This window comes from Pseudomonas sp. AC255 (genome assembly GCF_979258175.1).
The window spans coordinates 168050-190769 of the sequence record NZ_OZ409841.1; the positions used below are offsets into that span (position 1 = coordinate 168050).

General features: G+C 60.3%; 22 protein-coding genes. 7 read left to right on the forward strand and 15 right to left on the reverse strand.

What is annotated here, in order from left to right:
- Positions 1-56 precede the first annotated feature (56 nt).
- Positions 57-692 (forward strand): pseudouridine synthase, encoded by a 636-nt coding sequence (locus ACZZ0K_RS00850; protein ID WP_258707234.1) that lies wholly within the window; start codon positions 57-59, stop codon positions 690-692.
- Here the strand turns inward: ACZZ0K_RS00850 and ACZZ0K_RS00855 are convergent.
- Complete coding sequence (locus tag ACZZ0K_RS00855; RefSeq protein ID WP_016773053.1) at positions 687-896, reverse strand: DUF2788 domain-containing protein; 210 nt, start codon at positions 894-896, stop codon at positions 687-689. The two genes, ACZZ0K_RS00850 and ACZZ0K_RS00855, sit on opposite strands and share 6 nt — an antisense overlap.
- Before the next feature lie 803 nt (positions 897-1699).
- On the reverse strand, positions 1700-2179 hold the full coding sequence (locus ACZZ0K_RS00860) for an Lrp/AsnC family transcriptional regulator (protein ID WP_007909658.1): 480 nt from the start codon (positions 2177-2179) through the stop codon (positions 1700-1702).
- A gap of 449 nt (positions 2180-2628) precedes the next feature.
- Between ACZZ0K_RS00860 and ACZZ0K_RS00865 the strand changes: the two genes are divergently transcribed.
- A complete protein-coding gene (locus ACZZ0K_RS00865) occupies positions 2629-3567 on the forward strand; it encodes a DUF6515 family protein (RefSeq protein WP_463558932.1) in 939 nt (312 codons plus the stop codon).
- Here ACZZ0K_RS00865 and ACZZ0K_RS00870 read toward each other — a convergent pair.
- On the reverse strand, positions 3561-4457 hold the full coding sequence (locus tag ACZZ0K_RS00870) for a cation diffusion facilitator family transporter (RefSeq protein WP_252882728.1): 897 nt from the start codon (positions 4455-4457) through the stop codon (positions 3561-3563). The genes ACZZ0K_RS00865 and ACZZ0K_RS00870 overlap by 7 nt on opposite strands.
- A 13-nt stretch (positions 4458-4470) precedes the next feature.
- Complete coding sequence (locus ACZZ0K_RS00875) at positions 4471-4890, reverse strand: hypothetical protein (RefSeq protein ID WP_042610556.1); 420 nt, start codon at positions 4888-4890, stop codon at positions 4471-4473.
- A gap of 110 nt (positions 4891-5000) precedes the next feature.
- On the opposite strand from ACZZ0K_RS00875, the gene hrpB reads away from it, so the two are divergent.
- A complete protein-coding gene (gene hrpB, locus ACZZ0K_RS00880) occupies positions 5001-7520 on the forward strand; it encodes an ATP-dependent helicase HrpB (RefSeq protein WP_258707232.1) in 2520 nt (839 codons plus the stop codon).
- A 29-nt stretch (positions 7521-7549) separates the two neighbouring features.
- On the opposite strand, the gene ACZZ0K_RS00885 is transcribed toward hrpB, so the two are convergent.
- The 9 genes from ACZZ0K_RS00885 to ACZZ0K_RS00925 form a co-directional block, all read right to left on the reverse strand.
- A complete protein-coding gene (locus ACZZ0K_RS00885; protein WP_258707231.1) occupies positions 7550-8743 on the reverse strand; it encodes a hypothetical protein in 1194 nt (397 codons plus the stop codon).
- A gap of 113 nt (positions 8744-8856) precedes the next feature.
- The gene (locus ACZZ0K_RS00890; RefSeq protein WP_258707230.1) at positions 8857-10131 is read right to left on the reverse strand and encodes an aminotransferase class V-fold PLP-dependent enzyme; all 1275 of its coding nucleotides are present in this window, start codon (positions 10129-10131) and stop codon (positions 8857-8859) included.
- Positions 10132-10223: 92 nt separating this feature from the next.
- Positions 10224-11120, reverse strand: coding sequence for an EamA family transporter (locus tag ACZZ0K_RS00895; protein ID WP_150742294.1), 897 nt, complete (start codon positions 11118-11120; stop codon positions 10224-10226).
- A gap of 31 nt (positions 11121-11151) precedes the next feature.
- Positions 11152-12381 (reverse strand): ATP-grasp domain-containing protein, encoded by a 1230-nt coding sequence (locus tag ACZZ0K_RS00900; protein ID WP_252882725.1) that lies wholly within the window; start codon positions 12379-12381, stop codon positions 11152-11154.
- Between the two features lie 31 nt (positions 12382-12412).
- Positions 12413-13435: an ATP-grasp domain-containing protein gene (locus ACZZ0K_RS00905; protein WP_463558933.1), complete on the reverse strand. Its 1023-nt coding sequence runs from the start codon at positions 13433-13435 to the stop codon at positions 12413-12415.
- 376 nt (positions 13436-13811) lie between these two features.
- Positions 13812-15152, reverse strand: coding sequence for an ATP-grasp domain-containing protein (locus tag ACZZ0K_RS00910; protein ID WP_252884875.1), 1341 nt, complete (start codon positions 15150-15152; stop codon positions 13812-13814).
- Between the two features lie 15 nt (positions 15153-15167).
- Positions 15168-15920: an iron-containing redox enzyme family protein gene (locus ACZZ0K_RS00915; protein WP_150742290.1), complete on the reverse strand. Its 753-nt coding sequence runs from the start codon at positions 15918-15920 to the stop codon at positions 15168-15170.
- Positions 15921-15984: 64 nt separating this feature from the next.
- On the reverse strand, positions 15985-16281 hold the full coding sequence (locus ACZZ0K_RS00920; RefSeq protein WP_150742289.1) for a 2Fe-2S iron-sulfur cluster binding domain-containing protein: 297 nt from the start codon (positions 16279-16281) through the stop codon (positions 15985-15987).
- A 99-nt stretch (positions 16282-16380) separates the two neighbouring features.
- Entirely contained in the window at positions 16381-17643 is a 1263-nt protein-coding gene (locus tag ACZZ0K_RS00925) for an MFS transporter (protein ID WP_252882723.1), read from the reverse strand.
- Between the two features lie 148 nt (positions 17644-17791).
- Here ACZZ0K_RS00925 and ACZZ0K_RS00930 point away from each other — a divergent pair, with 148 nt between their 5' ends.
- On the forward strand, positions 17792-18247 hold the full coding sequence (locus ACZZ0K_RS00930; protein WP_076564201.1) for a winged helix-turn-helix transcriptional regulator: 456 nt from the start codon (positions 17792-17794) through the stop codon (positions 18245-18247).
- Positions 18248-18260: 13 nt separating this feature from the next.
- Here ACZZ0K_RS00930 and ACZZ0K_RS00935 read toward each other — a convergent pair whose 3' ends face one another.
- Together ACZZ0K_RS00935 and ACZZ0K_RS00940 are read right to left on the reverse strand one after the other, a co-directional pair.
- On the reverse strand, positions 18261-19340 hold the full coding sequence (locus tag ACZZ0K_RS00935; RefSeq protein WP_258707229.1) for an endonuclease/exonuclease/phosphatase family protein: 1080 nt from the start codon (positions 19338-19340) through the stop codon (positions 18261-18263).
- A gap of 75 nt (positions 19341-19415) precedes the next feature.
- The gene (locus ACZZ0K_RS00940; RefSeq protein ID WP_016773061.1) at positions 19416-20090 is read right to left on the reverse strand and encodes a YciC family protein; all 675 of its coding nucleotides are present in this window, start codon (positions 20088-20090) and stop codon (positions 19416-19418) included.
- Between the two features lie 177 nt (positions 20091-20267).
- Here ACZZ0K_RS00940 and ACZZ0K_RS00945 point away from each other — a divergent pair, with 177 nt between their 5' ends.
- From ACZZ0K_RS00945 to ACZZ0K_RS00955, 3 genes are all read left to right on the forward strand, one after another.
- Positions 20268-21029 carry a DUF2076 domain-containing protein gene (locus ACZZ0K_RS00945; protein ID WP_236168723.1) on the forward strand — a complete coding sequence of 254 codons (762 nt, stop codon included), beginning with the start codon at positions 20268-20270 and terminating at the stop codon, positions 21027-21029.
- Between the two features lie 278 nt (positions 21030-21307).
- Positions 21308-21808: a LabA-like NYN domain-containing protein gene (locus tag ACZZ0K_RS00950; RefSeq protein WP_463559731.1), complete on the forward strand. Its 501-nt coding sequence runs from the start codon at positions 21308-21310 to the stop codon at positions 21806-21808.
- 35 nt (positions 21809-21843) lie between these two features.
- On the forward strand, positions 21844-22449 hold the full coding sequence (locus ACZZ0K_RS00955; RefSeq protein WP_024014425.1) for a 3'-5' exonuclease: 606 nt from the start codon (positions 21844-21846) through the stop codon (positions 22447-22449).
- Positions 22450-22720 lie beyond the last annotated feature (271 nt).

The window sequence follows — 22720 nt, forward strand, 5'->3', positions numbered from 1 at the left end:
TTTGGCGGTCGGGGCACTAGCATTGTCAGCCCTGATCGCTAAATGTTCTGTCTCTTATGTCCCGTCCCCCGCGTCCACCTTCCCGCCGCCCCGGCGTGAAGCCTCAGTCTTCTGCCCCGCGCCGTGTTGCCAAGGCACCACCGGCCGAGCCGAAACTGATCCTGTTCAACAAACCCTTCGATGTGCTGACGCAATTCAGCGACGGTGAAGGGCGGGCGACGCTCAAGGATTACATCGATGTGCCGGGGATTTACCCGGCCGGACGTCTGGATCGCGACAGCGAAGGTTTGTTGCTGCTGACCAACGACGGCCAGTTGCAGGCGCGCATCGCCGATCCGAAACACAAACTGGCGAAGACCTATTGGGTGCAGGTGGAAGGCGAGCCGACGGCCGAGCAGTTGCAGCGCCTGCGTGATGGCGTCGAGCTGAATGACGGCATGACCCTGCCCGCTGAAGCGCGGCAACTGCCTGAGCCGCAGTTGTGGCCGCGCAATCCGCCGGTACGCTTTCGCGCGACCATACCGACTTCGTGGCTGGAACTGGTGATTCGCGAAGGGCGCAACCGTCAGGTGCGGCGCATGACGGCGGCCGTCGGGCTGCCGACGTTGCGTCTGGTGCGAGTCAGGATTGGTGACTGGACCCTTGAAGGGCTGGATCAGGGCCAGTGGCGGGAAGTGCCGGCGCGCTTATAAGGCGCCGGATTCGATCAGGCCGATCACCACACTCTTGATGATGAACGCGGCCACGCCCAGGCCCAGCACGAAAAACAGAATGAACGAGCCGAACCGCCCGGCCTTGGACTTCTTCGCCAGATCCCAGACGATGAAACCCATGAAAATGATCAGGATGCTGACCAGACCGGTCATCATCCACTCTTCGAACAGTGCTGGATCCATTGGCGATCTCCGGCGCGGACAGGGCTGAAAGGGCGGCGGCGAGTATACGCCAAGGGCGGATGGCGGGGCATTGATCTGGATCTGATCCGCAATTGTTGCCCTCACCCTAACCCTCTCCCGGAGGGAGAGGGGACTGACCGAGGTGTCTGGCGTCTTACATCGACCTGAAATATCGAGTCGATTATGGATTCACAACAGAACTTTCAGGTCGGCGTACTTCTAGAGCATCTCTAGGTCGGCTCCCTCTCCCTCCGGGAGAGGGGACTGACCGAGGTGTCTGGCGTCTTACATCGACCTGAATATCGAGTCGATTATGGATTCACAACAGAACTTTCAGGTCGGCGTACTTCTAGAGCATCTCTAGGTCGGCTCCCTCTCCCTCCGGGAGAGGGGACTGACCGAGGTGTCTGGCGTCTTGCATCGACCTGAAATATCGAGTCGATTATGGATTCACAACAGAACTTTCAGGTCGGCGTACTTCTAGAGCATCGCTAGGTCGGCTCCCTCTCCCTCCGGGAGAGGGGACTGACCGAGGTGTCTGGCGTCTTACATCGACCTGAATATCGAGTCGATTATGGATTCACAACAGAACTTTCAGGTCGGCGTACTTCTAGAGCATCTCTAGGTCGGCTCCCTCTCCCTCCGGGAGAGGGGACTGACCGAGGTGTCTGGCGTCTTACATCGACCTGAATATCGAGTCGATTATGGATTCACAACAGAACTTTCAGGTCGGCGTACTTCTAGAGCATCTCTCGGTCGGCTCCCTCTCCCTCCGGGAGAGGGCTGGGGTGAGGGGCTTTTGCTTAGCTACGCAAATGAGTCAGCGGCAATTCAGTACTGTTCAAAACCTGATTCAGCACAAAACTCGACCGCACGCTGGTGACCCCCTCGATCCGGGTCAGATGCCCCAGCAGCAACTTTTGATAGTGATCCATATCCGGTACGACCACTTTTAACTGGTAGTCGGCATCCACTCCGGTCACCAGACTGCATTCCAGCACTTGCGGCAATGTGCGGATTGCCGCCTCGAAATTCTCGAAGCGCTCGGGGGTGTGCCGATCCATGCCGATCAGCACATACGCCGTCAGGCTCAAGCCGAGCATCTTGCGATCGAGCAGCGCAACCTGGCGCGAAATATAGCCATCGTCTTCCAGCTGCTTGACCCGGCGCGAGCAAGGCGAGGGCGACAGACCGATGCGCTCGGCCAGTTCCTGGTTGGAGATACGGGCGTCGCGCTGCAATTCCGCCAAAATACTCAGGTCATACCGGTCAAGTTTGCTCATCAATCTGTCCTTGGTCGTAACTATTGCGGCAGATTATCTATCCAGGGTTAAAAATTGCGCAAGCGGTGTTTAATTGAGCAATTTTCGCAATCCTCTGTCGCAGCCTCAGGCTTATTCTTAACACCAGAATCACTGCTCGGTAACACAGTCCACGCGGCCCGCCCAATCAGGCCCGCCGCGGCCGCCACCCCCACCGGGGATGTGCCGGCCCCCGAGCTGCACACTGTCCAGAAGACGGTGTGAGGTGAGCCGACGTCAAAAGCGTCGAGCCAGGACGAAGTTCTCCAGAAGGGAGGCCGACGGGTCTCCCTTTTTCTTGCCTGCGATTTCATGTTGGCGCCTCAATAAATAAGTCGCGCGACTGATAACCTGTTGCAGAACCCGATGGGGCTGTTTCGAGTCTCAGCAACAAGCCCTGCCAACGACAGGCTCCCGCAGTGAGGAAAAGCATGAATTCGCGCATCTGGCGTCTGGCCGGTGTTGGTTTGCTGTGTGTGGGTGTCAGTGCGCAAGCGCTGGCCGATGAGCCGCAGAATCGTGGGCCGGGCAACGGGCCGCAGAACGACGGGATCATCCGTGGCGACAACAGCCGTCAGTTCGAGCACAACGGCCAGCCGCACAACAATGACGGTCAATGGCAGAACCGCAACCGTGTCGATGATCGTCCAGAACCGCCTCGCCAGCCGGGCAACAACCTGCCGGTCCAGCCGCGACCCGACGCCGTGCACCAGACTCAGGAGCCGCGTCAGGGTTACTACCGCGACGAGCGCCCGCAGAACGGTTACCACAATCAGCAATGGCAGACGCGGCCACGTCCCGATGACAACCGCTGGCCGGGACGGCCGAACGGTCATGGCAATGGCTGGGGGCCTGGCCCGCAATATCGTCCGGGCCATGTGATCGATCGTTTCCCGGATCGTGATTACCGCGTGCCGTATCGCGGTCAGGATTACTTCTATTCCGGTGGCTATTGGTATCGCCCGCAAGGCCCGCGCTACATCGTCGTGCAGCCACCGCGCGGGATCCGCATCCAGTATTTGCCGGATTACGCCCGTGAAGTGTGGATCGGCGGCTCGCTGCTATTCCTCGCCGCCGGCTCGTATTACGCCTATCAGGAGGCGACGCAGGATTACGTGGTGGTCGAGCCGCCGCTGCAGCAACAGCCACAACCGCAAGCTCAGGGCTATGACGTCGAAGCCTATCCGGCCAACGGCCAGTCACCGCAGCAGGTGCAGCAGGACGGTTACCAGTGCTCGCAGTACGCGGTGCAGCAAAGCGGTTTCGACCCGCGCACCGCGACCTACCAACCGGCACCCGAAGTGGTTCAGGCCTATCGCCAGGCGCAGGGCAACTGCCTGAGCAGCCGCGGTTATCAGGTCAATTACTGAGTGCGGGCGGCGAGCACCACTTCCTGTGGGTCGGCGTGCACCAGCACCTCGGCCTTCGGATATTCCTTGTGAATCGCCGCCGCCGCTTGATCGCTGATGCCATGGGCGACTGACAGGGTCAGTTCGCCCGGCAATTCCAGGTGCAATTGCACGAACCAGTGATTGCCGGAAATCCGCGTACGCAGGTCATGTGCACCGAGCACCCCCGGCACGCTGCACGCCAGTTCGAGCATGTGCTGACTGACATCGGTGGGCAGTTCCTCGTCCATCAACACCGAAAAACTTTCCCGGGCGATCTGAACCGCGCTCCAGAAGATGTACACGGCGATCCCCAGCCCGAACCACGCGTCCAGTTGCGCAAAACCCATCCCGGCCAACACCAGCGCGATCAGGATGCTGCCGTTGAGCAGCAGGTCCGAACGGTAATGCAGGGAGTCGGCACGCACGGCGTTGGAGCCGGTCTGCTTGATCACCCGGTGCTGCAACATCAGCAGCGCCGCCGTCAGCAGCAGGGAAAACACGATCACACCGATGCTCAGCCACGGCGCGCCAAGCGGCTCCGGCGTCTGCAAGCGTTGGTAGGCCTGGAACGCGATCAGCACCGCGCTGCCACCGATGAACAACGCCTGCGCCATGCCCGCCAGCGATTCGGCTTTGCCGTGGCCATAACGGTGATCGTCATCCGCCGGACGCAAGGCGTAATGCACCGCCAGCAGATTGAGCATTGAAGTGACGCCATCCAGCGCCGAGTCGGTGAGGCCGGCGAGCATGCTCACCGATCCGCTGAGCCACCAGGCAATCGCTTTGGCGACGATCAGCGTGCACGCGACCGCCACCGAGGCGCGGGTCGCCAGCCGCAGCAGGCGGGCGTGTTCGGGGCTGGAGGTCATTGAACGTCCTTATTCAAGCGGCGGGTTGCAGGCCGAACATCGCCAGTTGCTGAGTGCTGCCCTTGTGCTGGATCAGGCGCGGGTCGTCGAGAGGAAAGTCTTTACCCAGTTCGCTCTCGAGAATCGCCTGCAACTTGTGATTGTCGACCTGACCGTCCGGGCCGATGGCTTGCTTGAGCTTGGCCGGATCGATCTGCGCGGTGTGGCCCGGTTCGAAATAGATCGCCCCAGTGGCGAAGTCGACGGCAAACGCGATCAGCCCGGGAATGATGTAGAACAGCAGGCCGACGGCATCGAGCACGGCAATCGCCGGGTCGATCTTGCCGTCGATCTGGCCACGGCGGTCCGGGTAGAAAATCGAACCGCACGCCGACAGTTGCGTGAGCAGAGTGGCAACCAGAACACCGCCAATCAGGCGAGAGGGTAAGCGCATGGAAATGTCTCCTGAGTCATCAAATAACGAAGCTTCGTCTTGTGAAGTTAAGACCCTGACGAACGTCAGACAGTTCGTCGTTATACTCGCCGCTCTGTTTGGGAGCCAGCATGATTTCTTTGCCGATCGATGATGTTTTACCCGCCCTGCGTGAAGCCCTTGCGTCACGCCACGAAGCCGTGCTCGAAGCACCGCCCGGCGCCGGTAAGACCACCCGCGTGCCCTTGGCCTTGCTCAACGAAGCCTGGCTGGCCGGGCAGACCATCGTCATGCTCGAACCACGGCGTCTGGCCGCGCGCGCAGCGGCGGAACGTTTGGCCAGCGAGCTCGGCGAGCAGGTCGGTGAAACCGTCGGCTATCGCATCCGCCTCGACAGCAAAGTCGGCCCGAAAACCCGTATCGAAGTGGTCACCGAAGGCATCCTTACCCGGCGCTTGCAGGACGACCCGGCGCTGGAGGGTGTGGGCCTGCTGATCTTCGACGAATTTCATGAACGCAGTCTCGACGCCGATCTGGCGTTGGCGCTCAGTCTGAACGGTCGCGAGCTGTTTCGCGCTGAACAGCCGCTGAAGATTCTGCTGATGTCGGCGACCCTCGAAGGCGAGCGCCTGTCGGGGTTGCTCGATGACGCGCCGATCCTGCGCAGCGAAGGCCGCATGTATCCGGTGACGATGCGCTGGGGCCGGCCGTTTCAGCCAGGCGAATACATCGACCAGCGCGTTACCCAAACCGTGCTCGAAGCGCTGCACGACGAGACCGGCAGTCTGTTGGTGTTCCTGCCGGGGCAAGCGGAGATCCGTCGCGTACATCAGCAACTGGTCGACGCAATCGGCGAGCGCAAAGACGTTTTGCTGTGCCCGTTGCACGGCGAACTCGACCTCAATGCGCAACGCGCGGCAATCGATCCGGCGCCGCCCGGTCAGCGCAAAGTGGTGCTGGCAACCAACATCGCCGAGACCAGCCTGACCATCAACGGCGTGCGCGTGGTCATCGATGCCGGGCTGGCGCGGGTGCCGCGTTTCGACCCGGGCAGTGGCATGACCCGCCTCGACACTCAACGCATCTCCAAGGCCAGCGCCACCCAGCGTGCCGGCCGCGCCGGGCGATTGGAGCCGGGCGTGTGTTATCGCCTGTGGTCACCGGATCAGCACGAACAACTGGCGGCCTATGGCAGCGCGGAAATTCTCTCGGCGGATCTGGCCAGCCTCGCTTTGCAGCTGGGGCGCTGGGGCGTGACCCCGGGCGAACTGGTTTGGCTGGATGTGCCCCCGGCCGCCGCGTATGCGCAAGCGCAGGAACTGCTGCAACGCCTCGGCGCCTTGCACGGCGACACGCTGACGGCCCACGGCCAGGCCATGGCTGAACTGCCGGCGCATCCGCGCATTGCGCATTTGCTGTTGCGCGGTCAGGCGCTGGGGCTGGCGGCGATGGCCTGTGATGTGGCAGCGCTGCTCGGCGAGCGCGATATCCTGCGCGGCGCTGGCGCGGATCTGCACAGCCGATTGGTCCTGCTTTCCGGCCAAGAACGTGCCGGTCGTGGGGCGCAGGGCGGGGTGCAACGTGCCCGGCAATTGGCTCGGCAATATCGCGGCTACTTGCGCGGCAAGCCGAGCGAGCCGGTCAGCGATGCCGAGCATCCACGCTGGCTCGGCGCGCTATTGGCGCTGGCCTACCCGGATCGCGTCGCCCAGCAACGGCGTGCCGGGGGTGCCGAATACCGGTTGGCCAACGGTCGCGCCGCGCTGTTCGCTGAGGCCGACAGCTTGATGAAGCATGAGTGGATTGTCATCGCCGACCTCGGCAGCCGTCAGGGCCAGCGCGAAGAACGTATCTATCTGGCGGCGGATTTCGATCCGGCGCTGTTCGATTCGGTGCTCACCGAGCAAGTGCGCAGCGTCGACCAACTCGATTGGGATGAACGCGAAGGCGTGCTGCGTGCCGAGCGCCAGCGCAAGGTCGGCGAGCTGATTCTCAGCCGCGAACCGTTGACCGGTCTCGATGAAAACACGCGCAGTCAGGCCCTGGTCAATCTGGTGCGACGCAAGGGTCTGGAGCTGCTGCCATGGACGCCGGAACTGCGCCAGTGGCAAGCGCGGGTGGCGCTGTTGCGCCAGCTCGATCTGCGCACTCAGGACGACAGCCAATGGCCGGATGTCAGCGATGCAGCGCTGCTCAATACCCTGGAAGACTGGCTGATGCCGTATCTGGGCAAGGTCTCGCGGCTGAGCCATTTCGCCAACCTCGACCTGTCGAGCATCGTGCGCAATCTGCTGCCGTGGCCGCTGCCACAGAAACTCGACGAGCTGGCGCCGCATCATTTGAGCGTGCCGTCGGGTTCATCGATTCGCCTGGATTACAGCGACCATCCACCGATTCTCGCGGTGCGCTTGCAGGAGTTGTTTGGTCTGGCCGATACGCCACGGATTGCCGGCGGCCGGCAAGTGGTCAAGCTGCATCTGCTCTCGCCAGCGCGGCGGCCGGTGCAGGTCACGCAGGATCTGGCCAACTTCTGGCGCAGTACCTATGCCGAGGTGAAGAAGGATCTGAAGGGGCGCTACCCCAAGCATTACTGGCCGGATGATCCGCTGGTGGCTGAAGCCACGGCGCGGGCGAAACCCCGGGGCACCTGACCGGGGTTACGCCAATGCCGGGCGCTGATTCAGGCGCCTGCGGCAGCGGTGTCTGCCTGACCTCGGGCGAAACGTGTAGCCGAGGTCTGCAACAGCAACGCGGCACTCAATGTCACCAGCAGGAAGGGCAGCAGCCAGGCGTTTTCGATCATGGCCAATTGCAGGCTGAGTATCAGCAGCAGCACGGGTGTCGCCAAGGCGTTCGCCCGGCTGACACACAGACCCACCGCCGCCTCGCTGTACCGGCAGGCGATGGCGACGCGGATATGCACGCGCGCACCGCCAAATGCCATACCGAGGATCAACAGGCTCAGCGACTTGAGCATCAGATTGTCCGGCAGCAGCAACCACATCGAAGTGGCGATCAGCGCCAGTGCAATCAGGCCTGACAGATAGGCCGTCAGGTTGCGACCGGTATTGGCAATGATTACCAGCACCCCGATTAGCGCCATGCCCAGGCCGAAGACGGCATCGAGTATGCCCAGTTCGAACAGTGCCCAGCCGTGGCTCGCCACATACACTGGCAGCATGAAGTTGAATGCGCCGAGGATCGGCCAGATCAACACCATCGGCACAAACAGCGTCAGCGGCAACCTGGCAGGTGCAGCAACGTCGGCCATTGCCTGCACCGCTGTAGGTTGACTGTTGCGGGTGAAGCAAATCGCCGCAACCATAAAAAAGCCAGCGCTGAGCACTATCGAGAAACCCATGCCGGGTAGAATCGGCATCAAGCCTGCCGCGAGCAAAGGTCCGATCATCAGCGCGGCCTGACTGGTAGCTGTGGTTGCACCACTGATTCGCCGGACCTTGGTTTCATCCATGCCGCGTTGAATCTGGGTGAACCACATATCCAGGCTGGCTTCGAGCGACATGACCATCAGCCAGGCAAACAGGTTGGTGATCAGCAAACCGACAGTAAAATCTCGCGACACGCCCGATATCAGCGCGATGCCGGTCAGCCCAAGCACAAACCAACTGCTCATCTGCCGACCGTTCATGCGCAGCGACAGGCGCCTGATCATCGCAGGCGTGATAAACGCCGGAATGAACGAGCAAAAAATCGCTAGTGCCAGTGGCAGATATCCGCCTTCTTCCTGGTTGAGGATGGTCCATGTCAGCGAGACCATCAGCGCACCGGAAAACAACCGATATACCGTCGAGCAGAACAGGAACATGGCCAGCTCTTTTGCAGCTTTTTGGGGGACGGCGTTTATTTCATTCATTTGATCGATCCTTGCCCTTGAGTACGCGGCGATTCTTCAACAGGAAGGCGGACGCGAGCGACCCGAACCGGCCTTGACCAGGTGCAGGCAACTGACGTCGGTTCGGGCGGATGTCAGACCAGAGTGCGCATCACTTTGAGGGTCTTTTCGATGTCTTCGGGCGTATTGATGATCCCGGCGGAAAAGCGCACGGTCGAATGCCGATAAGGCGTGGCGCTGGCAATGATTTTCTGCTCTTTGAGCCTGGCGACGATCTCTTTGGGGTCGCGGTCTTTGACATCACAGCAGACAAACCCGGCCGAGAACTCTGCAGACTGCGGCGTGTGCAAATACACGTTGGGCAGCTTCGCCAGTCCCTCCTTCAACTGCCCATTGAGTTCGGCGACCCGGTCGGCAATGCGCTTGCGGCCGATCTGCTCGATGAACTTGAACGCCTCGATCATGGCCCACTGGTTTTCGAACGCGAGAAAGCCACCGGGACTGACCCAGGCTGCCTGCGTCTGGCCCTGTGGATCGCGCTGTTGGCGCCAGGCATTGGCGGGTTCGGCGGCCATAATGGTGGGAATGGTCGGTGTGATGTGCGCCCACTGACCTTCGCGAGCCCAGACCAGACCGGTCCCGTGCGGGCCGAGAATCCATTTGTGTGTACCGGCGCTGAAAAAGTCGCAACCCAGGCTCGCCACCTGCGCCTCGGAACAGCCGAAGCCGTGCACGCCGTCGATCACGTAGATGATTCTGTCCGCTTCGGACCGATCACGGTTGATCCTCGCTACCAATGCACCGATTTCTCGCGCCGGCAAGCGTACGCCAGTGCCCGAATGCACCCAGGTCATGGCAAGAATGCGGGTTGCCGGTTTGATGGCTTTTTCAATGCGCGCGACGATGGCGTCGACACTGACATCGTCTGGTCCTTGATACAGGTCGATCCGGCGAATGCTGCCGCCCCACTTGAGGACCGCCAGACGCATCGCTTCGTCGTGGGTGTACCACTCGTGGTTGGTCGTCAGGATTTCCTGTTGGGGGGCCAGCTTCAGTCCGTTGTAGATCATCGACAGACCCTGCGTGGTGCTGGTCGTCAGTGCGATGTCCTCAGCGCGTCCGCCGGTATAGTCGGCAGCCGCGGCGCAGACCTTGCGCCAGACCATGTCCTGCGGTCTGGCGAACATGTTGTCTTCGAGGTAGGTGTACGGATTTTCGTCGAATGCCTGCCGGTGGCGCGCCATGGCATCGCGAACCGGCTTGGGGTTGGAAGCGAGAAAAAAGTTGGAAATGTGCACGAATTCAGGCGACAACTTGAACTGCGCTCGCACGGATGCCCAATCGTTGGGGTCCAGCACCGTCATCACGTCATTCTGAACAGGCTGGTTACCCGCCTGTGCGTTCGTCACACCTGCAATCATGCTGCCTCCAACCAGGGTCGCGCCAACCGAGACCCTCACGAATTCACGTCTTCCCAGACTCATACCTACTCCCTGTCGATTCATATTGAAGTGCGCGCAGGACGCGCAAACATAGCATTGAAAATACGCTGCCCATAGAGGCCGACGGCCAGGCCGAGCACAATCAGTACCACCGCCATCACCTTGCTCGCCGGCACTTGCTCATGAAAGATCAAGACCGAGCCGAGCATGCCGAAAATCGGCACCAGCAGCGACAGTGGCGCGACGGTGGAAACCGGATAGGTTTTGAGCAGCGAGTTCCATATCCAGTAGGCGAACAATGTGTTCGGGTAAACCTGAAACAGGATCGACAGCACGGCGGTCGTATCGACCTGATTGACAAACGTGGTGTAGCCGGAGCTGCCGTTCACTGCGTAGTCGAGCGCGAACAACGGGATTGGTGCGAAGGCGCTGGACCAGACCAGAAACGCGAAGACCTCTTTGGTGCTGGCCTTTTTGTTGATGATATTGGCGACGCTCCATGAGGCTGCGCCCACCAGCACCAGCAGCACACCCGGCAGACTGACCGAACCGTCGCTGATCATGATGATGCACAACAATCCACCGAGTGCGATCAGCATGCCCAGTACCTGAAAGCGTGTCAGCGCTTCCTTGAACACCCAGCCGCCCAGCAGAATCGTGAAAAACGCGCTGAATTGCAGCACCAGCGAAGCGATGCCTGCCGATAGCCCGGCCTTGATGCCCAGGTTCACGATGCCCCACAGGCCGATGCCGAACACCAGTCCGTAACCGATGATGTAGCGCCACGGCACATTCGGTTTGCGGATGAAAAAGATCGCCGGTAACGCACAAAGACTGAAGCGGATGCCCGCCAGAATAAACGGGTCCACGGTGGCCAGTCCCAGCTTGATGACCGAGAAGTTGACACCCCAGATCGCCGTGATCAGGACAGCCAGTACTACGTGCAGTGGTTTCATTGCTGTGTCGCCTTCATGAGGGTGGGCGGTGTCATGCGACGGATGTCAGGTTTGCCGTCAGGCGTACCCGGGAAAACAGAGTGTGCATCCAGGCCTTGGTCTGTAGCGGTTCGTAGGTTTTGACGATGCCTGCCAAGGGCGCCTCAAACGCCGAATAGGTCACATGGCCCGGCAGCGAGGCGCCCGGTTGCAACTCATTCCACTGCACGATGAAGGGACACGCGCGCAACTCGTCCGCCCCGTCGAGGCCCTGATAGATGCGCTCGCCGTGAGTGTGCCCGGGGAACACAAACCAGCCGAAACCCAGGTTGGGCTGCTGCTCGGTAAGCGGTGCAATATCCACTTCGCCCTCTACATGGATGCGCAACTCCAGCGACGGCAGATGGATGCCGGTGGCAAGCTCGTAGGTCGCGACGACGTCGGCGCCACCGACCCGGTTGCCGACTTCGAGGAACACCGGCTCGTCACCTTCCATAATGGCCTCCAGATGGAACGCGCCATTGCGGATCTGCACGGCTTCCAGCGCGGCACTGACCCATGCCTGCATCGGCGCGGTGGTCTCCAGATGCCAGGAACCCAATGGCTCGCCGCGCTCCATGTAATCCAGGCAGGTGCCGACATATTGGCTGGAAAGCAGGGTGAGGATTCGCCCGTTCTGGACCAGACCGTCGAAGTGGCGGATGGGGCCGCTGATAAATTCTTCGACCTGAAATTCATCGATGCGCAGGGACAGATCACTGATCTTGCGACGGATCTCGTCAAGGGCGCACGCAGGTTGCTGGTGAATACTGACGTCCATGCTCGAGGCGCCGCTGTGGGGCTTGAGCACGGTCGCGCCGTGCCACGGCACCTGCCCCTCAAGTGCCAGATAACGATCAAGCGCCATGAATCGCGGCACGCGTAGCTGCCGGGCCGCAACGGCAGCCTTCATGTCCAGTTTGTTGCGCGCCAGATTCACCGCCGTCAGCGAAGCCCCTTCGACGTTCAGTGCTTCGCGAAGGCGTGCGGCGTCGAGCAATTCGTACTCGGACATCGAGATGATCCGGTCGAACCGCTGTGGCGACCGGGCCAGCCACTGTTGCGCTTCATCGTAAGCGCTGGCCTCGCCCGGCCGGGTCACTCGATGGCAGCGTAGTTCGGCCGGCAGCGTGTCGATCGCGGCTTGTTTGCCCAAATAGGTGACGTCGTGCAGGTCATGATCGATGCCACGGTGGTATTCGATGCGCGGGTAGGGCACCCGGTGAAGAATGAGAATTTTCATGCAAGCGGTCTCAAAGCGAAAAAGACAGGGATCAGGACGCAACCTTGAGGAGCAATCCGGACGATAGATTGCGCTCCAGCACAAGCAGCCACTGCTCGCGCAGCACTCGCACCAAGTCGCGGATATCTACCGATGAGTCATGCAGCGCAACGCAGGCATGGGCGACGAAGTCACTGTTGTCGCGGGGAGTGGCATGAATCAACCGCGTCTCACCAGCAACCCACGCGGTTTCGAGCAGGACAATATCTTGCTGGGCCAGCTTCAGTTGTTGTGCCGCCAGTGCCAGCGTTTGGTGAACCAGAGCCTCGATGTCGCCCAGTTCGGTCACATCGATCGTCACATCGCGCGGCACACCGAACATCACCGTCGCGGCGCTGCATGTGGCAGCAGGCAGCATGTCCGGCACTGGCCCGGCAAAGACCGAATCAACCCATGCCGCATAGAGGTCAAGGCCGTGTACGGCGTGTGCCAGCGTCCAGATTTTCATGCCGCCGGGACGCCGGTTCGGCTCGATCACAGCGGTCTGGTAGCCGCTGTCGCTGAGTTTGATTTCATTGTGAAACGGCCCGATACGCTGGCCTACCAGCCGATTGACCTGCTCGCCAGCGTTGCGAATGGCTTGTCGTTCTTGCTCGGTGATGCGCGCCGGCAAAATTTGTGCGACCTCAACCGGGTAGCGTCCGCTGGCGCTGACCTTCTCAGTGACGAACCATAGCTTGCCCAGGCCGTCATAGGAGTACTCGCGGGTGAATGTGAGGAACGCTTCTGCCAGCACGCCACCGTCCAGATAAGGCTTCACTTCCTCAAACGCCTGCTCGCAGTCACCGCCCGGAGATACCACTACCACGCCACGATTGTTGCCCTCGCACGCAGGCTTGATGACGAAACTGCCTTCCTGGCGCACTGCGAAATTGCGTACATCGTTCAAGCAGTCGATCCGCACGAAGTCCGGCAGCGTGACCCCCAAAGGGTGAAGCTGCGGGCGGATGCGATCTTCGGCGATTCGATACGCCAGTTTGTCAAAGGCACCAAGTGCCAGCGCGGCATCATCCACCGGCAGTCCAAGGCGCTCCAGTAGCGCCGCGCCACTGGCCACGGCGTTGTCGGAAAAACCATCCCTGCGCTGATCCGTGACGCATCTTCGCCCAAATGATCGAGCACTCGGCTGACGAAGTCCGGGTGCAATGGATCGGCATCGATCACTCGATCGCTGATGGTCTGGTCATGGTCCTGGGGGTTGGCCCTGATCAGCCAGGTCTGCGCGCCCCATTGCTGGAGTGCGTAGTCACGCAGGTGCAGTACATCGCCGATCCGGCTCAGGTTGTAATCGACAATCAGCAATACAGGCGCTTGCAACGGCATGTTCGTCATCCTCATCCGTGGGGTGGTCATGGGCAGGAGTCATGTTCAGGTGATTGCTCACCGGTTTATCAAGCGCTCGGGACCTGATAGCGAATATCCAGCGCGGTGGCGCTGATGCTGGCCAGTCGTTCAAGCTCGGCTGTCCGGTTGCTGCGGTCGAACGTCCATAACAATTGCCCCAGGAACACTTCGCGTGCGTGTGCAGGAATCACATCGCCTGCTTTCAACAGGATGTGCTGCACGACCGGGTCGAGCGGCAGCGCGTTGAGCGTCACTGAACTCAGCGTTCCGGGTTTGGCGAAATACACCCGAAAGAACGTCGCCACGGACTGTTCGCTGGTGCCATCGGCACGCCAGCCAAGCTGTGCCAGACGCTGGACGAGCGCTTCGCGCGGGCGCGCATCGTCCTGACTGGCGAGCAGTAGATCGAGCCACAGTGAAAGCATGCTGTGACCGTCGGTTACCGCCTCGACACTGTGCGAGATAAGGCTGCCGCCGACGCGCGGATTGATTTCGATCAGGTCCCAGTGCTGCCCGGTGAAGCGTGCTTCCACGTGATAGCAGCCCCACTTGAGCTCCATGCAGCTCAGTACGTTTTTCAGCCATTGCAGGCCTGCGGCGATCTGCGCCTGGTCGAGACTTGCCGGCGGCGTGGTGCAACTGTCTTCAAGCACCGTGTCGGCGGTCTCGGTGACTTCGTATTTCTCATGGATGGCCACCACACTCGGCTGACCATCAACCAGCAGAGTCTCGAAACTGAATTCATTGCCGGCGATGTAATCTTCCGCCATGAACGTCAGCCCATCGTTGAACGCCGAGGCATACACCGTGTCGTCGGCCGAGGCCAGACGCAGGCTCTCGAGGGCATTCCACGTCGTGTCCTTGCGCATGGGGAAGGCCGCGTAGGAAGCGATCCCATGAATCGGTTTGATGAAATAGTGCTGATCCTTTGCTTTGAGCCGTTCCAGCACGGGCTCGGTCAGGGCGTAGGCGTTAGCGTGCGACAGGCCCGCTTCGGCCAGTCGGTTGCGTACATTGAGCTTGTTGCGCAGCGCCAATGCCTGGTCTGCGTCGATGTCATAAGTGCCGAGCGCAGCGTTGGCCGACGCCATCAGGTGGCGATAGCCTTCCCACACACTGATGCAGCAGGTGACCTGCTCGCCGGACTTGCGCAGTGTATCGAGGGCGATCTGCACATCTTCCAGTTTCAACTGGTGTGAGTCGCTGGTATAGAACCGGTCCGCCCAAGCATGAATCTGCTCCAGGCGAGCCGGTACATGTTCTGGAAGCGGCAATGAAGACAGCACGAAGCACCGGAGCTGCCGTCGATGAAGTTCCTGCTTGAGGTCTTCCAGGAAAGAAAAGCCGCAGTGGCTCAGGATCAGAACACCGGGTCGATTTGAATTCATTGCCTGCTCCATGGCTTAAGCTGCCTGTTCTTGCGGCTTGGCCAGGGTGTTGATGTACAGCTCGCTGAAATACATCGCGAGGATCTTCTGGTGCTCCTCGAGGTAGCGTTTCAGTGCCGCGATGTCCTGCTCGCCCTTGATCAGGAAGCGCAGTGCCGCCCAGACTTCGCCAGGATGGTCATCATTGATATCGGTGTGCGAGTGCGAAACCTGACCCACGATCTTGGTCTCCCCAACCGAGGTCTTCAGCGCTTCGAGTTTGCGCGGTTCAAGCTTCACGTTGACGTACTCGACCAGGTAGGAGTAAGCGACCACGCCGAGCGGTCCCTCGTGGTCCAGCAAATACGAGAAGAAACCGGCCAGCAGTTTGGTCGACAGGTACGGTTCGGTGGCGAGGAACTCCTCACGGCTGACGCCGACGCGCTTCAGGTCATCGATGAACAGTTCGTCATGGAGCATTTCTTCCTGCTCGTAGTGCGCCCAGATCTGCGCCGCCGCCGGGCTGACCTTGGCCACTTCCACCAGTGCCTTGGATTCGGCTACTCGCAGCAGGCGGATACGCCAGGCGGTTTCGATCAGGTGGCGCTTGTAGTACTCACTATTAACATCCTTGCCTTCCAGGTGAGCTGCTTGAGGTACGGTTGCGTACCATTGCTCTACTTGCACGTCGATAATCTTGTCGATCTCTGCGCGCAGATTTACCGAGCCAGCGGCGTTGAGGAAAGGAGTGGTATCACCATAGCCAACATTCTTTACACGGTTAAACATGTACTAAGTCCTTTTTTTAGTTTATTGAAACGCTTTAATTACAACCACAGTTCAATCGCAACGCTTAGCCAATAACATCAATGGCCACTTCACCTTTTAACCGGCATTGACACGCCAGTCGGTACTCTTCACCGCTGAAGCCCAATATTTCGATGAAGGCTTCTTCGTCGTCATCGCGAGGACTAATTGCCTCGATGCCTGATGTCACCTTAATCAGGCATGCGCCGCACGCACCTACACGACAGCCCAGCGGTATTATATTTTTGCCCCCGGATTCATACTCGATATCGGTGAATGGGGAATTAGTCGGCAACACGAACTCAAGTTGATGCGATGTGATCGTTAATGTGTGCAGTGCCATACATGCCTCATGTCATTATTAAAGTTTGTGTGGCAGGCACACAGTTTCTCACCACGTATATTCGGGCTATGCAAGAACGTTTCAGGGGGTGGCTGGAACTTAACCGGAAGTTAGCTCCAGATATAACCAGTACAACAATGCTGTTGCGCTGAAGGCTGCGCCTAACAGGCAAACGGCAACCCAGCCCAAGTGCACATACGTGTAGGTCGCCGTAATTGCGCCGACACCGCTGCCCACGGAGTAAAAGCACATATAGGCGCCCACCAGCCGGCTTTGCGCATCGGGCCGGGCGGCGAAGATCAGGCTTTGGTTGGTCACATGCACCGCTTGCACAGCGAAGTCCAGCAGTACCACGCCGATGACCATGGCCAGCAGTGAGCTTTCAACAAACGCGGTGGGCAGCCATGACATGGTCAACAGCGCCAGCGCGATGCCTGTCGTGCGATTACCCAGGCCTTGATCGGCCAGCCTTCCGGCCCTTGCCGCAGCCAGCGCGCCGGCTACCCCGGCCAGACCGAACAGGCCTATCTGAGTGTGTGACAGCGACAGGGGAGGTGCGCTCAACGGCAATACCATTGCGGTCCACAGTACGCTGAATGCGGCGAATATCAGCAGGGCGAAGGTGCCCCTGACGCGCAGCGTCCGTTCGGTGAGATACAACTGCAGGACCGACCGCAGCAACTGCAAGTAACTGCCCTTGGCCGGTGGTTTGGTCGATGCTGGCATGGTGCGATACAGCACCAGTGCCATGCCGATCATCAAGGCTGCCGAAACGAAGTAAACGCCGCGCCATCCAGCCAGATCGGCTACCGCGCCCGATACGAAGCGCGCAAGCAGAATGCCCAGCACGACGCCACTGGTCACCGTGCCAATGGCTTCGCCACGTTGTTCCGGGCTGGCCAGCGTCGCAGCGTAAGCGACCACCACTTGCACGACGACCGCCATCAGCCCGACCAGCACCATCGCGCCGAGCAACATGCCCCAATCCTGTGCCAGCCCAACCGCGCACAAGGCAATGGCCGACAGCAGCATCTGCGTCAGGATCAGTCCCTTGCGATTGAGCAGATCCCCCAGCGGGACGATGAACAAAAGGCCCACTGCGTAACCAGCCTGAGTGGCGGTGACCACCACACCGATAGTGCCGGGCGACACCGACAGGCTCGCAGCCATCGACTCCAGCAAAGGTTGTGCAAAGTAGACGTTAGCCACGGCCATGGCGCAGGTGATTGCGAAGAGAAATGTCTGGTAACGACTTAATCCGGTATTGGCCGCCTGTGTCAGAGGTGCTCGGACGCTGCCGCTGCTGGCTGATTTTTCGGCTTCGACGTCCATTTTCGAAGGCTTTTGAGGGTTCAACGTCATCATTCCATCCTTGGGAATCTGGTTTCCAAAGAAAACCGGTGCGTTGATTTTTATCAAAACTGGTTTTAATCTACAACTAGTTTTTACAGAATATTTTCTTCTGACGTTAGATCCTGTCTAACGCGTTCTTTTTCAAAATTGGAGACTCATGGCCAGACAGTTGCTACTGGCACAAAGCGAATGTCCCGTGGCCCGCACTCTCGAGGCCATCGGTGATCGTTGGGTGTTGATGATCATCCGTGATGCTTTCGATGATGTGCGTCGTTTCAGCGAATTCCAGAAACGTCTGGGGCTGGCGAAAAACATCCTCACGGTGAAACTCAAGAGATTGGTCGAGCTGGGCGTGTTCGAGGTGCAGCCAGCCTCCGATGGCACCGCTTACAAGGAATACGTGTTGACCGAGATGGGCCGTTCGGTTTTTCCCATTGTCATCAGCATGCGCCAATGGGGCGAGCGTTTCCTGTTCAGTAAGGGTGAGAGTTATTCGGTGTTGCTGGACAACGAACAATCGGAGCCGGTCGAGACCATTACGGTACGCTCCCGCGCGGGCAAGGTCTTGGGCCCGGCGGATTGCCATCGGCGCGTGGTCCGGCGCCGAAGTTGATGGCTGTCATTGTCTATGGCGCGGCAGGAAGCAGGAATCGCGCAATCACTGGCAAATGATCGGAAATGCGCAACGTATCGTCCTGGCGCACCATCGCTTCGATCCGTTTGATCTTCGGGCTGTAGAAAAGATAGTCGACCGTGCGATCCGGGCCGTTGAGGCCGGGGTCGTTGGGGTAATGGGTCAGCCATTTGGCCCGGTCGATGCCGCCAGCCTCGTTGTTGGTCGGGATCATCGGGTACTTGTCCCACAGCAGATGCAGTTCGCTGTCGGCAGAGTAGGGCGTGCGTCGCTCGGCGGGCAGCCGTCGATATTGGCCAAGCGGCAGCAGATTGAAATCGCCACCGATCAGCCAGGGCAGGCCTTGGCTTTCATATTTGTCGAGGACTTTGGCCACGGCGGCGACTTGCGCCTGCAAGTGGCCGTCCGCCTGGCTGGCGCGCTGCAGATGGGTGTTGAATACGGTCAGTTGTCCGCCATCACTGAGCGGCAGTTTGACGGCCAGCAAAGCGTCTTTGGGCTGGAACTGGCGGCTGATGAAGTTGCTCGGGGCCACGGGCAGTTGCAGGCGTTCGGCGTGTTCGATGCGATAGCGACTCAACGTCGCCAACTGGCGGCCGACGCTGCCGTAGATATGGGGCTCGGGGACGAAATCGGCTTTCCAGTCGAAGGCGCTGGTGCTGCACGGGTACAGATCGGCGACACGTTCCTGCAACAGTTTGAGCTGGTTCTGGTAATCGCTGGCCTTGGCGCCGTCGTCGAGCTCCTGCAACAACACCACATCGGGTTGTTCGTCGCGGATCACCCGCGCCACTTCGTCGAGGCTAAACGCCATGTCTTCCGGGGTCGGCGCTTCGTCGTCGCCCTGAGCCAGGTCATTCCAGAATACGTAGCGCTTGCCGGCGAGGAACTGCACGTTCCAGGTCATGACTTTCAGTGCTTGCCCGGGCACCAGCGTCGGCGCCGTGGCGCTGCAACTGACCGGCAGGGTTTCGCGGGCATCGGGGCGCCAGGTCAGGCTGAACAGCAGTACGCCGAACAGGACGACGGCAAGGATGACGAGAAGCAGGGTGTAGCGCAGCAGACGGGTCATGGCTCGGCTTATAGCGTTACAGGAAGTGGCCCCGAGCATACCTGACGGCAGCCGCGAAGCCCAAGCACGGCGCGGTCAGACCGCTCCGTTACGTTTGTCAGGCAATTCGCTGATCAGCATGAACAGGCGGAACAGCACCACACTGGTGAACAGTTGCAGAAAGCTGTGAGCGCTGTCGATCAGCCCGGCAATCAGCGGATTCTGCGGTTCGGGGTACACCGCCAGCGTCGCGCCCTTTAGCAACCACAACGGAGTCATCACGCAGAGAATGCACAGCAGGATGCGCCAGAAGTGCCCGCGCGTCAGGCGCAGGCTTTCCTTCATCGCCTGCAACGGCCCGAGGCCGCGCAGCACCAACAGGTATTCAGCGAAGGCGAGCATGACCATCAGCATCAGGCCCGGCAGGAAGTAAAGCGACAGGCCCAGCAGAATCAGCAAGGTATTGAGCGCGGTCAGCACGGCGAAGCGTGGCCACAGGGTTGCGGCCATCGCCAGCAGGTCGCGGTTGCGCGGCGACTCGCCACGGCTGCGCGCATCGAGAAACAGGATCAGCGCGGCGGTGTACAGCGGATACACCAGCAGGCCGACGATGATGCTGACGCCGGCGAAGGTGTCCGGCCCGGTGGCGTGATCGACCGCCTGCTGCAAGAAAGCTTCGACAATCACCAGCGGCAGGCACAACTGCACGATGCTGCCCAGATGGCGTTTGAAAAAATACAAAGAGTCGCGCAGTACTTCGAGGGCATTCATCAGTCGGTATCGCAGGTCGAAAACAGTGGCTCACTTTAACCGATGCAACGCGGGGCGACACAAACGTAAACATTCGGTAAAGGTCATTGAAACGTTTTGTCACTGTCTCCATTACAGGAGAGCACCGCGCCCAGAGTGGGTGCGGGCATGTTATTACCGGCAATCTACGAGGTCGCCATGAACAGCGAAGAGCAAACCCTGATCGATGGACTGTTTTCCCGGCTGCAACAGGCCGAGACGGAGGCAGCCCCGCGCGACGCCCAGGCCGAGGCGCGGATCAAGGAACACCTGACGCGCCAACCGGCGGCAGGCTATTTCATGACCCAGGCGATTCTGGTGCAAGAGGCCGCGCTGAAAAGCCTCGACGAGCAGAACAAGCAACTGACCCAGCAAGTCCAGCGCCTGCAGGCCGAGCTGCAATCGGCCAAGGCCCAGAGTGGCGCACCGGCAGCGAGCGGTAGCGGTGGCTTCCTGTCGAGCATTTTTGGTGGCGGCAATTCACGTCCGGCGCCGAGCCAGAGCGCAGCGCCGTCGTCCTCCGGCGGCTGGCGTGAACCGGCACCGCAGCAGAGCTACCAGGCACCGGCGCCACAACAGAGCTTCGGCGCCGCGCCGCCCAACTATGCGCAGCAGGCAGCCCCGGCGGCGGGCAACAGCTTCCTCGGCGGCGCGCTGAAAACCGCCGCTGGCGTGGCCGGCGGTGTGATGCTGGCGCAGGGCATCAGCAGCCTGTTCCACCACAATCAGCAACCGGAAGAAATCGTCGAGGTCATCAAGGAAGAACCGGCGCAGGTCGCCGATCAGAGCAACAACGGCTGGGGCGATGATCAGCGCGTGGCGGACAACGGCTTCTCTGGCAATGACCAGGGCGGTTTCAGCGACGCCGATTACAGCAGCGACAATTCGTCGTTCTTCGATGACGACGACTCCTTTGTCTGACATTGCCTTTAAAGGCTGACATGGACCCCTGTGGCGAGGGATTTAGCGAAACGTCGCACCGCCCCGTTGGCTGCGCAGCAGCCCCGCTTTTCCTGATTGAAGCGAGGACTGCTGCGCGGCCCAGCGGGGCGGTGCGACGTTTCGCTAAATCCCCTCACCACAACACCGTTTGTCAGGGACACCTCGGCGCCAGCCGGTGATTATTCGCTGAATCTTTCTCCTGGCTGGCATACTGAGCGCCTTTTTCAGGCCTGATCGCCTGACCCCGCTTCGTGCGCTTGTGCGCCCACAGGAACTCCGGTGAAAAAATCGCAGTGTTCGCCGATGTGCAGAACCTCTACTACACCGTGCGTCAGGCCTATGGTTGCCACTTCAACTACGCTGCATTGTGGGCGGACATCAGCAAGAACGGGCAGATCGTCGAGGCCTATGCCTACGCCATCGACCGTGGCGACAGCAAGCAGCAACAGTTTCAGCAGATCCTGCGCAACCTCGGTTTCACCGTGAAGCTCAAGCCCTACATCCAGCGCAGCGACGGCTCGGCCAAGGGTGATTGGGACGTGGGCATTACCCTGGACATCATGGACGCCGCCGACCATGTCGACGAAGTGGTGCTGGCCTCCGGTGACGGCGATTTCGACATGCTGCTCGAACGCATCATCAACAAGCACGGCGTGCAAGCGGTGGCCTACGGCGTCCCCGGCCTGACCGCCAACTCGCTGATCCGCGCCGCCAGCCGCTACGTGCCGATCGAAGGCGCACTGTTGCTCAAGAGCTGAGCTGAACAATAGATTTGAACGGAGTACACCCCGGTTTGGAACGCATTGCAGTCATCGACTTTGAAACCACCGGCCTGTCGCCGAACAGCAGCTGCCGCGCCACGGAAATCGCCGTGGTCATGCTGGAAAACGGCCGCATCGTCGAGCGTTACCAGAGCCTGATGAACGCCGGCGTGCGCGTCCCCGCGTTCATCGAGCAACTGACCGGCATCAGCAACGCCATGCTGCGCACCGCGCCGCCGGCCGAGCGGGTGATGGAAGAGGTCAACGAATTCGTCGGCTGCACGCCGTTGCTGGCGCACAACGCCTCGTTCGACCAGAAGTTCTGGGATTTCGAACTGGGGCGGATCAAGCGCACACGCCTGCAGAATTTCGCCTGTTCACTGCTGCTGGCGCGGCGCCTGATGCCGGCGGCGCCGAATCACAAGCTCGGTACGCTCACCACGTTCGCGCAGTTGCCGCACACCGGCCAGGCTCACCGGGCCATGGCCGATGCCGAGATGGCGGCCAATCTGATGGCGCATTTGGCGCAAGAGTTGCGCGGCAAGCACGGGGTGCGCGAGTTGAATCACGACCTGCTGTGCAAGTTGCAGAAAGTCCCCGCAGCGAAAGTTGGCGAGCATTTGCAGCGTTATCGCTGATCCCGGGTACTCCGACTGATCGTTCCCACGCTCTGCGTGGGAATGAAGCCCGGGACGCTCCGCGTCCCTTTCAAAGCCGAACGCAGAGCGTCCGTTGAGGCACTTCCACGCGGAGCGTGGGAACGATCCATGCGGTGTGTCATTCAACGCAACTGTGACTGATACACCGCTTTCGCGAGCAGGCTCGCTCCCACAAGGACCTTGTCGGTCTCAGTTGCTTTCATGCAAAAGTGTACCGGCGCGATAAACAGGTTTTGTAACTTATTTTTGC

What these genes read in the sequence shown, in the direction of transcription:
- ACZZ0K_RS00940 (WP_016773061.1), bottom strand. Translation starts at nt 20,090, where the DNA reads ATGAATGCCCTCGAAGTACTGCGCGACTCTTTGTATTTTTTCAAACGC.
- ACZZ0K_RS00895 (WP_150742294.1), bottom strand. Translation starts at nt 11,120, where the DNA reads ATGAAACCACTGCACGTAGTACTGGCTGTCCTGATCACGGCGATCTGG.
- ACZZ0K_RS00885 (WP_258707231.1), bottom strand. Translation starts at nt 8,743, where the DNA reads ATGAATGAAATAAACGCCGTCCCCCAAAAAGCTGCAAAAGAGCTGGCC.
- ACZZ0K_RS00855 (WP_016773053.1), bottom strand. Translation starts at nt 896, where the DNA reads ATGGATCCAGCACTGTTCGAAGAGTGGATGATGACCGGTCTGGTCAGC.
- ACZZ0K_RS00925 (WP_252882723.1), bottom strand. Translation starts at nt 17,643, where the DNA reads ATGACGTTGAACCCTCAAAAGCCTTCGAAAATGGACGTCGAAGCCGAA.
- ACZZ0K_RS00945 (WP_236168723.1), top strand. Translation starts at nt 20,268, where the DNA reads ATGAACAGCGAAGAGCAAACCCTGATCGATGGACTGTTTTCCCGGCTG.
- ACZZ0K_RS00865 (WP_463558932.1), top strand. Translation starts at nt 2,629, where the DNA reads ATGAATTCGCGCATCTGGCGTCTGGCCGGTGTTGGTTTGCTGTGTGTG.
- ACZZ0K_RS00870 (WP_252882728.1), bottom strand. Translation starts at nt 4,457, where the DNA reads ATGACCTCCAGCCCCGAACACGCCCGCCTGCTGCGGCTGGCGACCCGC.
- ACZZ0K_RS00850 (WP_258707234.1), top strand. Translation starts at nt 57, where the DNA reads ATGTCCCGTCCCCCGCGTCCACCTTCCCGCCGCCCCGGCGTGAAGCCT.
- ACZZ0K_RS00900 (WP_252882725.1), bottom strand. Translation starts at nt 12,381, where the DNA reads ATGAAAATTCTCATTCTTCACCGGGTGCCCTACCCGCGCATCGAATAC.
- ACZZ0K_RS00910 (WP_252884875.1), bottom strand. Translation starts at nt 15,152, where the DNA reads ATGAATTCAAATCGACCCGGTGTTCTGATCCTGAGCCACTGCGGCTTT.
- ACZZ0K_RS00860 (WP_007909658.1), bottom strand. Translation starts at nt 2,179, where the DNA reads ATGAGCAAACTTGACCGGTATGACCTGAGTATTTTGGCGGAATTGCAG.
- ACZZ0K_RS00930 (WP_076564201.1), top strand. Translation starts at nt 17,792, where the DNA reads ATGGCCAGACAGTTGCTACTGGCACAAAGCGAATGTCCCGTGGCCCGC.
- ACZZ0K_RS00875 (WP_042610556.1), bottom strand. Translation starts at nt 4,890, where the DNA reads ATGCGCTTACCCTCTCGCCTGATTGGCGGTGTTCTGGTTGCCACTCTG.
- hrpB (WP_258707232.1), top strand. Translation starts at nt 5,001, where the DNA reads ATGATTTCTTTGCCGATCGATGATGTTTTACCCGCCCTGCGTGAAGCC.
- ACZZ0K_RS00915 (WP_150742290.1), bottom strand. Translation starts at nt 15,920, where the DNA reads ATGTTTAACCGTGTAAAGAATGTTGGCTATGGTGATACCACTCCTTTC.
- ACZZ0K_RS00920 (WP_150742289.1), bottom strand. Translation starts at nt 16,281, where the DNA reads ATGGCACTGCACACATTAACGATCACATCGCATCAACTTGAGTTCGTG.
- ACZZ0K_RS00935 (WP_258707229.1), bottom strand. Translation starts at nt 19,340, where the DNA reads ATGACCCGTCTGCTGCGCTACACCCTGCTTCTCGTCATCCTTGCCGTC.